The organism is Novosphingobium sp., from assembly GCF_031424035.1.
Classification (GTDB): domain Bacteria; phylum Pseudomonadota; class Alphaproteobacteria; order Sphingomonadales; family Sphingomonadaceae; genus Novosphingobium.
This window is the reverse complement of the sequence record NZ_JANPGP010000089.1, coordinates 1-13,365: the sequence shown is the minus strand read 5'-3', so window position 1 is coordinate 13,365 and position 13,365 is coordinate 1. Positions and strand designations below refer to the sequence as shown.

Annotated in this window: 9 protein-coding genes; 4 read left to right on the top strand and 5 right to left on the bottom strand. The window is 66.0% G+C overall.

Annotated features, from left to right (window positions below):
• Positions 1-166 precede the first annotated feature (166 nt).
• Positions 167-598, top strand: a complete 432-nt coding sequence (locus tag RMO89_RS12875; protein ID WP_310533565.1) for a DUF2171 domain-containing protein — start codon at positions 167-169, stop codon at positions 596-598.
• Positions 599-702: 104 nt separating this feature from the next.
• On the opposite strand, the gene RMO89_RS12870 is transcribed toward RMO89_RS12875, so the two are convergent.
• The 5 genes from RMO89_RS12870 to RMO89_RS12850 all read right to left on the bottom strand — a co-directional run bounded on the left by RMO89_RS12870 (position 703) and on the right by RMO89_RS12850 (position 4,473).
• Complete coding sequence (locus RMO89_RS12870) at positions 703-1,170, bottom strand: cupin domain-containing protein (RefSeq protein WP_310533563.1); 468 nt, start codon at positions 1,168-1,170, stop codon at positions 703-705.
• On the bottom strand, positions 1,167-1,613 hold the full coding sequence (locus RMO89_RS12865; protein WP_310533562.1) for a cupin domain-containing protein: 447 nt from the start codon (positions 1,611-1,613) through the stop codon (positions 1,167-1,169). The genes RMO89_RS12870 and RMO89_RS12865 overlap by 4 nt, the downstream gene beginning before the upstream one ends.
• Positions 1,610-2,005: a PepSY domain-containing protein gene (locus tag RMO89_RS12860; RefSeq protein WP_310533560.1), complete on the bottom strand. Its 396-nt coding sequence runs from the start codon at positions 2,003-2,005 to the stop codon at positions 1,610-1,612. The genes RMO89_RS12865 and RMO89_RS12860 overlap by 4 nt, the downstream gene beginning before the upstream one ends.
• 87 nt (positions 2,006-2,092) lie before the next feature.
• A complete protein-coding gene (locus tag RMO89_RS12855) occupies positions 2,093-2,512 on the bottom strand; it encodes a membrane protease subunit (protein WP_310533558.1) in 420 nt (139 codons plus the stop codon).
• Positions 2,513-2,544: 32 nt separating this feature from the next.
• Positions 2,545-4,473 (bottom strand): ribonucleoside-diphosphate reductase subunit alpha, encoded by a 1,929-nt coding sequence (locus RMO89_RS12850; protein WP_409035552.1) that lies wholly within the window; start codon positions 4,471-4,473, stop codon positions 2,545-2,547.
• Between the two features lie 721 nt (positions 4,474-5,194).
• Here RMO89_RS12850 and RMO89_RS12845 point away from each other — a divergent pair.
• The 3 genes from RMO89_RS12845 to pbpC all read left to right on the top strand — a co-directional run.
• On the top strand, positions 5,195-5,440 hold the full coding sequence (locus RMO89_RS12845; protein ID WP_310533556.1) for a GlsB/YeaQ/YmgE family stress response membrane protein: 246 nt from the start codon (positions 5,195-5,197) through the stop codon (positions 5,438-5,440).
• Positions 5,441-5,560: 120 nt separating this feature from the next.
• Positions 5,561-11,320 (top strand): MG2 domain-containing protein, encoded by a 5,760-nt coding sequence (locus tag RMO89_RS12840; protein ID WP_310533554.1) that lies wholly within the window; start codon positions 5,561-5,563, stop codon positions 11,318-11,320.
• A gap of 188 nt (positions 11,321-11,508) precedes the next feature.
• On the top strand, positions 11,509-13,365 hold a 1,857-nt coding region (gene pbpC / locus RMO89_RS12835; protein ID WP_310533553.1), incomplete at its 3' end, for a penicillin-binding protein 1C.

Genomic DNA, 13,365 nt, shown 5'->3' with positions numbered 1-13,365 from the left:
GCGGCGGCAAAGGCGCGGACGGCTGCGAAGAGCGCTCGCCCGGTCCGTCGCAGGCGCGAAACGGATTGGCTCTGGCGGCGGTTGGCGGCGGAACTTTTCGGTGCTGCGCCGGGTTGATGGAGCGTTCGCCAGACACGATCCGGCGATGAACCTGACGGAGAGAGACATGACCGACCAGACCCAGCGCCCCCAGAATCCCGTACAGAACTCGGGCCAGACCTCGATGCAGAACCAGTCGCAGGATTCATCCGCGACGGGCCAGCAGCAGGACGGCACGTTTGGCCAGCGCCAGGACAACGCGCAGGGCGGCTTTGCCTCGGGCCAGCAGCAGCAGTTCGAAGCGGGCGATGCCGGCCAGTTCCGCGACCAGCTGCGTGAACAGATGGACGTGGTTGACGCCAATGGCGACCACTGCGGCACGATCGATTCAATCGATGGTGACCGCATCAAGCTGACGCGTAACGATTCGACCGACGGCCAGCACCACTATATCGAAATAGGCCAGGTTGCCGGGATTGAAGGCGGCCAGGTGCGGCTCAATTCGACCAGCCAGGCCGGTGACGCCGATTCCAACGCCGCCGACAACTTTAACGGCTGACCTTCCAAGCAAACAGTCGTCACTCCTGCCGAACCGCGCCTGAGGCGGTGACCGGCGGAGCGGAACGCCCCTTCCCAGCCGGGAAGGGCGTTTCTGCGTCTGGATCAGACCGTGCGGCCCGCGCCGACGGGATGGGCGGGCAGCGTGACGACGGCATAGCGCGCTGGCTGCGGGCCATCGTTGCGCCATGCGTGGATCACGCCGCGATCGGTGACGAGGTCGCCAGCGCGAAGGCGCACTTCGCCGGCTTCCAGTTCGAGCGTCACTTCGCCGGCCATCATCACGATGTAGTCGATGGTGTCGGTGGCGTGGGTGCTCGATCGCTCACCGGGGGCGAGGTCGATGACGAAGAAATTGCTGCCGCCGCCGTGGAACAGGTCATAGGAGAACGCGCCGGGTGCGGCATCCTCGCGCACCGAATTGTCGGCGGGGACCGAGGCCGTATGCCAGGCATAGCCGCCGCCGCCGAATTCACGCAGCGGTCCGTCGATCAGCACGCAAGACCGCCCCGCCTCATCGAGCGCGGTGACTACCCGGCGAACCGGCGGCAATGTCGCCGAAGATAGAGTCAAACCGTGCGGCCCTTGCCCACCGGATGCGCTGGCATCATGACGATGGCAGCGCGCGCGGGGGCGCCGCTGTCATTGCGCCAGCAGTGGACGATGCCGCGATCGACCAGCATGTCACCGGCGCGCAGGGTGACTTCGCCGCTCTCGGTCATGAAGACGATCTCGCCCGAAAGCATGGCGAGGCATTCGACCGTATCGGTCGCGTGCCAGAATTCGCCCATCTCGGCCGGATATTCCATCACCATGAAGCTGGCGCCGCCGGCGTGCATCTGGTCGAACGAGAACACCGGGAACGGTGCATCGGCGGGCAAGGCATTGTCGATCGGCAGCGCCGGCGCGGCCCAGACCATCGCCGCGCCGCCTGCGGAATGGGCGAGCGGCTCGTCGATCAGGATCGCCGACTTGCCGTCTTCGCCCAGTCCGGTGAGAATGCGCCGACCGCTCACTTCCAGAACCAGCCGGGCTTGAGCGCGCGGTCCTTACGATTGCGCCACATCTGGATGTAGAGCCACAGGCCGGAAAAGCTGAAGAAGATCATGGCCAGCCCCGATAGCGTGGCAATGACCGTGCCGAGCGGGCCGAAGGTTTCACCCGAGTGCAGGTGGTGCAGCAGGCCGACGTTAAGGCCGCCGGTCTTCGCCGGCTTGGGGCGGCACAGCATGTTTTCGGGGCACTTGAAACCCGCCGGAATTGCCGCCTTCCGCGCGGCCTCTGCCGCGACGTCCTTGGCGCCGAACTGCTCCTGCCAGATCGGCACCTGGCTGAGCACGCCGGTACCCGCGGTCCACAGGAGGAAGACGCCGAAGAAGACCGATAGCCAGCGATGCCATTTACGCATTGAATTGAATTCCCCGTGAGTTGCGAATGATTCGCAATAAGCCGCTGCCGGCCACGCCTGCAAGGGGGCGTGTTGTCACAAAGTGTGTCAGCGGCCCTCGGGGCCCTGCAGACGGCGTGACTCGGTCACCGGCAGGCCTGCCTCGGTCGGCACGTAAATGAGCTGTGCCTTGGTATCCTCAAGCGCCTGAATCTGCAGGTAGCGCAGGTAGCCTTCTGGCCCGCCGAGCGAATCCTGGAGGATCGTGTTCGCCTTGGCCGCGCCCGCGGCCCGGATCACTTCGGCCTCGGCCAGGCTGATCGCGCTTTCCTTCTTGGCGCGCGCTTCGAGGATGGCGACCTGGCGCGAGCTTTGCGCCTCGGCCAGCGCGGCCTCTCCGGCGAGGCGCTGCGAATAGACGCGGTACTGCGGATAGCCGAACATCCAGCCGAGCACTGCCACAACCATCAGTCCGAGCCCCACGCCAAGACAGCCAGGTTTGACTTCGGTTGCCGATGTAAAGGCCATGTTCGCGCTCCCCTAAGCAGCCCCGGCCTGCCTTACTGGCAGGCGAGGCATTCCTCGTAATCGGTCGGGCTGGCGCTGAGTTCGATCTTTGGCGCGTCGGCGGTGTTGTCCGCCTCCACCCCGCCGGCGAAGCCCGCGCGCTGCACTGACTTCGAGCGCAGGTAGTAGAGCGACTTGATGCCCTTTTCCCATGCCTGGAAGTGCAGCATCATCAGGTCCCACTTGTCGACATCGGCCGGGATGTAGAGGTTCAGGCTCTGCGCCTGATCGATGTAGGGCGTGCGGTCGGCCGCGAATTCGAGCAGCCAGCGCTGGTCGATCTCGAAGCTGGTCTTGTAGACGGCCTTTTCCTCAGGGCTGAGGAAATCCAGGTGCTGGACCGACCCGGCATTTTCGAGGATCGAATTCCACACGTTGTTGGAATCCTTCGACTTCGCCTGGAACAGCTTCTCAAGGTACGGGTTCTTGACGACGAACGAGCCAGACAGCGTCTTGTGGGTATAGATGTTCGCCGGGATCGGTTCGATGCAGGCAGACGTGCCGCCGCAGATGATGCTGATCGACGCAGTCGGCGCGATCGCCATCTTGCAGCTGAAACGCTGCATCACGCCCATGTCCGCCGCATCGGGGCAAGCGCCGCGTTCCTGCGCGAGCATCAGCGAGGCTTCATCGGCGCGGGACGCAATGTGCTTGAACATCTTGAAGTTCAGCGCCTTGGCCATCGCGCTTTCAAACGCCACGCCCTTCATCTGCAGGTAGGAGTGGAAGCCCATGACCCCCATGCCGACCGAACGTTCGCGCATCGCCGAATACTTGGCGCGGGCCATTTCTTCGGGCGCGCGGTCGATATAGTCCTGCAGCACGTTGTCGAGGAAGCGCAGCACGTCTTCGATGAAACGTTCGTCGCCGTTCCAGTCTTCCCAGGTTTCCAGGTTGAGCGAGGACAGGCAGCAGACCGCCGTGCGGTCATTACCAAGGTGGTCGCGGCCCGTGGGCAGGGTGATTTCCGAGCACAGGTTCGAGGTCGAAACCTTGAGCCCGAGATCGCGGTGATGCTTGGGCATCATGCGGTTCACAGTGTCGGAGAAGACGATGTACGGCTCACCCGTGGCGAGGCGGTTTTCGACCAGCTTCTGGAACAGGCTGCGCGCATCGATGGTCGAACGGATCGAGCCGTCCTTCGGGCTGCGCAAGTGGAATTCGGCGCCATCGCGCACGGCCTCCATGAACTCGTCAGTGAGCAGCACGCCGTGGTGCAGGTTGAGCGCCTTGCGGTTGAAATCGCCCGACGGTTTACGGATTTCGAGGAATTCCTCGATCTCCGGGTGCGAGACGTCGAGGTAGCAGGCGGCCGAACCACGGCGCAGCGAGCCTTGCGAAATCGCCAGCGTCAGGCTGTCCATCACGCGCACGAAAGGAATGATGCCGCTGGTCTTGCCGTTGAGGCCTACGGGCTCGCCAATGCCGCGAACATTGCCCCAATAGGTGCCGATGCCGCCGCCCTTGCTGGCCAGCCAGACGTTCTCGTTCCAGGTGTTGACGATGCCTTCAAGGCTGTCATCGACCGAATTGAGGTAGCACGAGATCGGCAGGCCGCGCCCCGTACCGCCATTCGACAGCACCGGGGTGGCCGGCATGAACCACAGCTTCGAGATATAGTCGTAAATGCGCTGGGCGTGGTCCTGATCGTCCGAATAGGCATCGGCGACGCGGGCGAACAGGTCCTGATACTTTTCGCCGGGCAGCAGGTAGCGATCGTCGAGCGTGTCCTTGCCAAACAGGGTCAGCAAGGCATCGCGCGACGTGTCCGTCACGATGGTGAAGCGGCGCGCCTGAATGGAATGCGAGTCTTCCTTGGGCTTCTTGGCAGCCTTGGCCACCTGCGTCAGGGCACCAGCCAGCGCCTCTGCGCCGAGCTTGTCGACCAGCGCCTCGCTTCCAGCATCGCTCTTGTCTGTCATGGGCACCGCCGGTTGGGCCTCCCTTATCGTCGTCTCAGCGAGATCCACGTTTTCCATCACATCATTGTCCGACACGGACGTGTCCCCGTTCCTGAAATCCACTATGCCTGCCCCTGTTCAAACCGTCCGGCCGCGACATTCGCGGCAAACCAAGTCCACTGCTTGCGGACCGAATCGAAGGGCAAACCCCCTTCTACCAGCCTCGCCCAATCTTTGGGAGAACAAAAAGGGAAAGCTTTTCCCCAGCCTTGTCCCCCGTTGCGCCCCTACGCACTATCGTTCTGCCCTTGACTCGGACCGAATCCACCCGTTCACGCCGAAATCAACGGCTTGCGATGAATCTAGGTCTTGTGGGTACCCCCGAGTGCCGAACCACTACTGATAGTGCCTCATCCTGAATCGCGCGCAAGAGGGTAAATGCCGGCCTAACCCGCAACCGGCAGGGCTTGAGGCCTCTCCACAGCTTTTTGCGATGCGGCGACGCGCGGGAAATCCAAGGTTGGCGAGCCGCGCAAGAGTCAAAGTGCGGCCGGCAACTTTTTTTCTCCACATCGACGAAGCGAGTCCTGCTTGCGCCCAGTTGAATCGGCACTTGTCGGCGCGGCGCGCGTTATGACTGGCGCAACGCAGCGATTGCCGTTGCCGATGGGCGCCATGCGGGTTAGCCCTTGGTCATCGGGCAGGCTCAGGCCCTGCCCAACAAGGACGGGAGAACATTTCCATGCTGAATATCATTTCCTATGCCATCGTCGGCATCATCGTCGGTGCGCTCGGGCGCTTTTTCTATCCTGGCGAAGTCCAGATGGGCCTGCTGTGGACGATGATCCTGGGCATCGCCGGTTCGCTGCTGGCGGGCATGGTCACCAACCGCGGCAAGTCGGGGCTTAACCGGGCGGGCATCCTCGCCTCGATCCTCGGCGCCATCGTGCTGATCTTCCTGGGCCGGATGCTCAATCTCGGCGGCTGATCTGCCTACGAAAAACCTAACGGATTAAGTCACCTGCTCCCCATGTCCGGGGCGTGGACAGCGCGGCCTCTTTAAGAGAAGCTGCGGCCACGAATCACCTCGGGATGGGGGGCATATATAATGCGCGCGCGCTGGATTGTTTCGCTGCTGGCCGTCGCCGCGCTGCCCTTCGCCGCGCAGAGCGACACCACGCCGCAAGTCATCATGGCCACAACGGGCACCGGCGGCCCATCTGCTGCCGGGGGGGCGGGCGGCGCGGTTGAGCGCTTCACCCTGCGCTATTCCGAAAGCATGGTGCCGCTCGGCGATCCCCGCGCCACACCCGCCGCCACGAGCGATTGCCCGGTTCCCGCGACTGGCCGCTGGGTCGACCAACAGACCTTCGTGCTCGATTTCGCCAAGCCGCTGCCCGGCGGCCTCTCATGCAAGGTCACCCTGCGCGGGCAACTGGCAACCCTGCGCGGCGTCAGCGTGGGCGGCAGCACCAGCTTCCCGATCGAAACCGGCGGGCCATCAGTGCGCGCCGTGCTCGCGCCCGGCAGCGACGGTAACATTGACGAGGACCAGGTGTTCCTCGTTGCCACCAATGTCCGCGCCGATCCGGCCTCGGTCGCCGCCAAGGCCAGTTGCGCGGTTGACGGCATCGGCGAGGCGGCAGCGGTTGACGTTCTGCCTGCCGACACCGTGGGCCGCGTGCTTGAAGGCATGGGCGAGGACAACTGGACCCGGCGCAACTTCCTTGAGGAGGCTGGACTGCCCGCCAAACTTCCCGCCGATGCCGCCTCGCGCACCGCCGCGCTGGGCAATGTCATGGCGCTGAAATGCCGCCGCCCGCTGCCGCCTGAGCGCGACATGGCGCTGGTCTGGCCCAAGACGATCTCCGGTGCCGGCGGCAAGCTTGCCGGAACCGACCAGCGCTTTGATTTCACCGTGCGCAAGGCCTTCGCCGCCAGCTTTGACTGCGGCCGGGTCAACGCCAGCGCCGGGTGCAACCCGGTCACCCCCGCTTATGTCCGCTTCACCGCGCCGATCGCCCGCGACAAGGCCATGGCGGTGCGCCTGCGCATGGCTGACGGCACCATGATTGCGCCGAAGCTCGATCCTGACACGCGCGGCAATTCCGAGCTGTCCGATCTCGAATTCCCCGGCCCCTTCCCCGCCGCCACGGCTGCGCAGGTAATCCTGCCGGCGGGCGTGCAGGACCTGTCTGGCCGCAGTCTGTCGAACGCCACGCGCTTTCCGCTGGCGGTGCGCTTCGATGCCATGCCGCCGCTGGTCAAGTTCGCCGCGCAGTTCGGCATTGTTGAGGCGAGCGAGGGCCTGCTCCCCGTCACCGTGCGCGCGGTCGAGCCGGACCTGATCGGCAAGGCGACCGCGATCGACGGCCGGTCTGCCCGGATCGCCGATGATGACCGGGTGATCGCCGAATGGCTGCGCAAACTCGATAAGTCGACGCGGCGCGATTACGAATGGATCGAGCTCAAGGACGGCACTTCGAAAGCGATCAACCACACCGGCGAGAAGCCGCTGCTGAAGCCCGCAGAGGGCACCGCGCTGAAACTGCCGCTGCCCGGCAAGGGCAAGGACTTCGAAGTGATCGGCGTGCCGGTGAAGGCCAAGGGCTTCCATGTCGTCGAATTCGCCAGCCCCGCGCTGGGCCGTGCGCTTCTGGGACGCAACGTGCCGCGCTATGTCCCCGCCGCCGCGCTGGTCACCGACATAGCGGTGCATTTCAAGTGGGGCCGCGAAAGCAGCCTTGTCTGGGTGACGAGCCTGTCCACCGGCAAGCCGGTCGAAGGCGCCAGTGTGCGGATCAGCGATTCGTGCAGCGGCAAGCTGCTCGCCAGCGGGACAACCGACAAGGCGGGAGCATTGTTTGCGCGGGCGGGCCTGCCCGAACCCGAAACCAGCGGCGGCTGCGGCGAGGATGAGAACCATCCGCTGATGGTCTCGGCCCGCGCGAACGGCGACATGAGCTTCACGCTGACCACGTGGAACAACGGCATTTCACCCTATGATTTCGACCTGTCGTTCGGCGTCAATGCCAGCAACGAGACCATTCATACGATCATGGACCGGTCACTCGTGCGAGTGGGCGAGGCGGTTCACTTCAAGCACGTGCTGCGCAAACCCATTGGCCCCGGTTTCACTTATGCCAAGGGCTTCACCGGCAAGTTCGTGCTGCGCCACAATGGGTCCGAAACCGAATTCAGCCAGCCGGTGACGGTCGATGCCATGGGCTCGGGCGAGAACGCGTGGACCGTGCCGCAGGGCGCGCCGCTCGGCACCTATTCGTTGCGCTTCGAGGTCGACGGCCGGACGATCTATTCGAGCCAGGACGTGCGCGTCGACGAATACCGCCTGCCGACCATGCGCGCCAGCGTGACCGGACCAGAGCAGCCGCTTGTCCAGCCAAAATCCGTCCCGCTGTCGCTGTTCGTCGGCTACCTTTCGGGCGGCGGCGCAGGCGCGCTGCCGGTAACGCTACGCACCGAGTTCAACAGCTGGGGCCGCGCCCCGAAGGGCTGGGAGGCCTATGAATTCGGCGGTGCGCTGGTGAAGGAAGGCGTGCGCCCACTCTCCATCGAGGGCGAGGGCGAAGTGTCCGAACCGCTGCCCTATTCGCAGACGCTCCCTGCCACGCTCGGCGCTGATGGCACCGCCAGGACGGCGGTCGATGTCAGTGCAGCGATCAATCAGACCGTCTCGCTGATGGTCGAAATGGATTACCCCGACGCCAATGGCGAAACGCTCACCGCCGGCCGCCGCGTGACGCTCTATCCCAGCGCGGTGCAGCTGGGCATGAAGACCGATGGCTGGCTGATGCGGTCAAGCGAACTGCGGCTCAACTTCGCCGCGCTTGACCTGACGGGCAAGCCGCTCTCTGGCCAGATGGTCAAGGTGGAGCTGTTCTCGAAACAGACCATCACCGCGCGCCGCCGACTGATCGGCGGCTTCTATGCCTACGACAACCAGGAGAAGGTCGAGCGAATCAGTGCAGGCTGCACAGCTTCGACCAATGCCCAGGGCAAGGCCGACTGCGTCATCGATGCGGGCGTTTCGGGCGAAGTCACCGTGGTCGCCAGCACCACTGACCGCGAAGGCCGCGTCGCGCGCTCCTCCCGCTCGGTCTGGCTGGCCGGCGCGGACGAATGGTGGTTCGGCGGCGACAATGGCGACCGCATGGACGTGGTGCCCGAAAAGACCGCCTATGCCGCCGGCGAAACCGCGCGGCTGCAGGTTCGCATGCCTTACCGCGAGGCGACTGCGCTGGTCACGGTCGAGCGTGAGGGCGTGCTGTCGAGCTATGTCACCGAACTGTCAGGCAAGGACCCGGTGGTCGAAGTGAAGATGCCCGCCGCCTATGCGCCGAACGTCTATGTCTCGGTCATGGCCGTGCGCGGGCGAGTGACCGGCGCGCGGCCGTGGTTGACCGAAATGGCGCAGAAGCTGGGCCTGCCCTTCACCAGCGAAGGCGTGCCGCCCACGGCCACCGTCGACCTTGCCAAGCCCAGCTACCGCATCGGCATGACCGAACTGAAGGTCGGCTGGGAAGGCCACAAGCTCGCCATTGATGTGAAGCCTGACAAGGAAGCTTACGGCGTGCGCGAGAAAGCCTTCGTGAAGGTGACCGTGCGCGATCCCTCGGGCAAGCCCGTGCCCAGCGCCGACCTTGCCTTCGTGGCAGTCGACGAGGCGCTGTTGCAACTGATGCCCAACGATTCGTGGAAGCTGCTCGACGCCATGATGGGCGAGCGCAGCCTTGAGGTGGCGACATCGACCGCGCAGATGCAGGTCGTCGGCAAGCGGCACTACGGCAAGAAGGCCGTGGCGGCGGGCGGCGGCGGCGGCGATGCCTCGGGCGTCAACCGCGAGAATTTCCAGCCGGTGCTGCTGTGGAAGGGCCGCGTCGCGCTCAATGCCAAGGGCGAGGCCGTGGTCGAAGTGCCGCTGTCCGACGCGCTCACCCGCTTCCGGCTGGTTGCGATTGCGACGGATGGCGCGCAGCTGTTCGGCACTGGCGAAAGTGCGATCCGTACCCGGCAGGAGCTTGCCGTCTATCCCGGCCTGCCGCCGCTGGTCCGCACCGGCGACACCTATGACGCGGTGTTCACCCTGCGCAACGGGCAGGACAAGCCGATGACCGTCACCGCCAAGCCGCAGGTCGAAGGCGGGATCAAGGTCGGCGGCGCGCAGACCGTGACGATCCCGGCCGGCGGCGCAGCGCGGGTGCGCTGGTCGGTCATGGCACCCGATGCCCCCGGCGCGCTCAAGTGGACGGTCGAGGCGAAGAGCAAGGACGGCAAGTACCGCGATTCCGTCGTCGCCATGCAGGAGGTTGCCCCCGCCGTGCCGGTCGAGGTCTGGGCCGCAAGCTTGTACCGCGTTGGTGAGGGCACGCCGCCCTCGATCATGGTGCCGCAGGGCGCGCTGCCCGGCGGCTTTGTGGACATTGCGCTGAGCGACAGCCTCGCCCCGCCGCTGGGCGGCGTGCGCGATTACATGCGCGCCTATGCCTACAATTGCTTCGAACAGCAGCTGTCGCGCATCGTCGCGACGGACAATCTGGCGGCATGGGAGGCGCTCTCCGCCGCGATGCCGACCTACCTCGATGGCGACGGACTGCTGCGCTACTGGCCGGTCGCCAGCATGCGCGGATCGACCGAACTGACCGCCTATACGCTGGCGATCACTTCGGCGGCGGGCCTCAAGATCCCCGAGGAATCGCGCGCCAAGATGGTCGCTGGGCTCAAGGGCGTGGTCGAAGGCCGCGTCAACCGCGACCGGCCCTTCGCTGCCGACGAACGGCTGGTACGCGTCGCCGCGCTTTCGGCACTCGCCCGCGCCGGGGCTGCCGAGCCGGGCCTCGTTGCCCGCATCGACATGGTGCCGGCGCAAATGCCCACCGGCACGCTGGCCGACTGGATCGTGACACTCGACCGCCTGCCCAAGGCCCCCAAGGCGGCTATGCTCAAGGCCGCCGCCGAGGGCGAACTGCGCAAGCGGCTGGTCTATGAAGGCACCCGGCTCGATTTGTCCGACGCCAATAAGGCGCCGTGGTGGATGATGGTCAGCGCCGACGAGATGGCGATCAAGGTCCTCGATGCCTCACTCGGCAAGGCCGATTGGCAGGCCGAGGCTCCGAAGTTGATGGTCGGGATCGCCAGCCGCCAGCAACGCGGTCACTGGGATACCACCCCGGCCAATGCCTGGGGTGCGGTCGTGGTCCGGCGCTTTGCCAAGCTCTATCCGGCGAGCGCGATCGCCGGAACGACCACGCTGGGCCTCGGCGGCAAATCACTGGCGGTGCAATGGCCGCGCAGTGCCGATGCACTGCCGTTGCGCCTGCCGCTGGTGGCGGGGCCGATGGCCATGACACAGAGCGGCGGGGCCGGCCCATGGGCGACAGTAAGCGTCCACGCCGCCGTGCCGCTGCGCGAACCGCTGATGGCCGGATACCGCCTCGCCCGTGAAGTCACGGTGGTTTCGGCGCGCGAGAAGGGCAAGCTCACCGCTGGCGATGTCGTGCGGGTGAAGCTGACCGTTACCGCCACCGCCGACCGCACCTGGGTGGTACTCGCCGATCCGCTGCCACCGGGAGCGACGGTCATGTCAGGTCTCGGCGGCCAGTCCTCCATGCTGCGCGGCGGTGAAAACAGTTCGAGCGAAGGCACTTGGCCCGCCTATGTCGAGAACGCGAAAGACAGCTGGCGCGCCTATTTTGACTGGCTGCCGCGCGGCACGACGACGGTCGAATACACCGTGCGGCTCAACGGCTCGGGCCAGTTCACCCTGCCCCCGGCGCGGGTAGAGGCGATGTACGCACCTGCAATCCGCGCGCAACTGCCGGTCGGGGCGATGACGGTGTGGGGTGGGTGAAATGCTCCCTCCCGCCACCTTCCCCCGTCATCCTGAACTCGTTTCAGGATCCATCGTGCCTAACGCCCGGCCCTGTCATGAGGCGTGCGACGGCTCCGTTGCATGCCCAGTCGCAACGCTGGACGTGGGGCGAAATGGATCCTGAAACGAGTTCAGGATGACGACACTGATAGGTTGGTTCGCATTGCATGAGTTTCGTTGCCCGCCTCCTCTCCCGTTTCACCGCATGGGTTGCGCGCACCGAGGATGCGCTGTGGCCGCACGTGCGGCGCATGGGTGCGCGGCTGCGGCACTGGCGCGACTGGCTCTGGCCCAAATTGCGGGTGATCGGCTGGAAGCGCGGGCTGCTGGCTTTGCCGATCGGCGCGGCGCTGTGGCTCTATGTCGCCACGCTGCCGCCATCACCGCCCGACTTCGATGACCTAAAGGTCGAATGGAAGGCCAGCGACGCCTGGCTTTATGATCGCGACGGTGCGCTGCTCGACGAAGTGCGCGTCGATTTCACCATGCGGCGGCTGGCATGGATGCCACTCGCCGAGATGGGCGACCCCCTGCGCGCGGCGGTGATCCATGCCGAGGACCGCCGCTTTGCCAGCCATGGCGGGGTGGACCTGCTGGCGCTCGGATCATCGATCCGCACCCGGATCGAAGGCGGGCAGGCGCGCGGCGCATCGACCATCACCATGCAGCTCGCCGCTTTTCTTGCGCCCGAGATCGCCCGCCCCGGCGCACGCGGCTGGCGCGACAAGCTGCGCCAGATGCGCGCCGCCTGGGCGCTTGAAAGCAAGTGGGACAAGGACGAAATCCTTGAAGCCTATCTCAACCTCGCCCCGTTTCGCGGCGAGGCGCAGGGGGTGGCGGCGGGCGCGGTGACACTGTTCGGCAAGGCACCGGGCAAGCTCGATCGGCGCGAGGCGGCGGTTATGGCGGCGCTGCTGCCCGATCCCGCTGCGAGCCCCGGCCGCGTAGCCGCGCGCGCCTGCCGCCAACTGGGCGAGGCCGATTGCACGACGATAGAGGCGCTCGCCGCCAACATCGCCGCGCGCGGCCGGATGAAGGCGCAGGACCCCGACCTTGCCCCGCACCTCGCCGGCAAGCTCCTCAGCGAACCCGGTATGCGGGTGAAGACGACGATCGAGCCGCGCGTCCAGCTCGCCGCCACCCAGGCGCTGCGCCACCAGTTGCAAGGCCTCGGCCCGACCCGCGTGCGCGACGGGGCGGTGGTGGTGGTCGACAACGCCAGCGGCGAAGTCCTTGCCTATGTCGGCGGGGTGGGCCTTGGCTCAACCGCTTCCAATGTCGATGGGGCGGATGCGGCGCGGCAGGCGGGATCGACGCTCAAGCCGTTTCTCTATGCCCAGCTGATCGAGCGCAAATGGCTGACCGCCGCCTCGATCCTGGACGATTCGCCGGTCCAGCTCGACACGGCATCGGGCCTCTATGTGCCGCGCAATTACGACAATGCCTTCCTCGGCCCGGTGTCGGTGCGCCGCGCGCTGGCCAATTCGCTCAACGTGCCTGCCGTGCGCGCGCTGCTGCTCGATAGGGTGCAGGACTTCCGCGACCGGCTGTGGGACCTCGGCTACAACGGGCTGGAGGGCGACGGCGCCTATTACGGCTTCAGCCTGGCGCTGGGATCGGCGGAAGTGACGCTGCTCGAACAGGCCAATGCCTATCGCACGCTGGCCAACGGCGGGCGCTGGTCGGCCTTGAAGCTGCGCGCCGAGGACGCCGGCAGCGAACCCCGGCAGGTGATCGACCCGGCCGCCGCGTGGATCGTCGGCGATATCCTCTCCGACCCTTCCGCCCGCGCCGGCACTTTCGGCGTCGATTCCGCGCTGCGCCTGCCGTTCTGGGCGGCGGCGAAAACCGGCACGTCGAAGGGCATGCGTGACAATTGGTGCGTCGGCTTTTCGGACCGCTACACCGTCGCCGTCTGGGTCGGGAACCTTGAGGGGGATTCGATGCGCTCGGTCTCAGGCACCAGCGGCGCGGCCCCCGTCTGGCGCGACGTGATGCTGGCGCTTCATGCCGGCAAGCCCGGC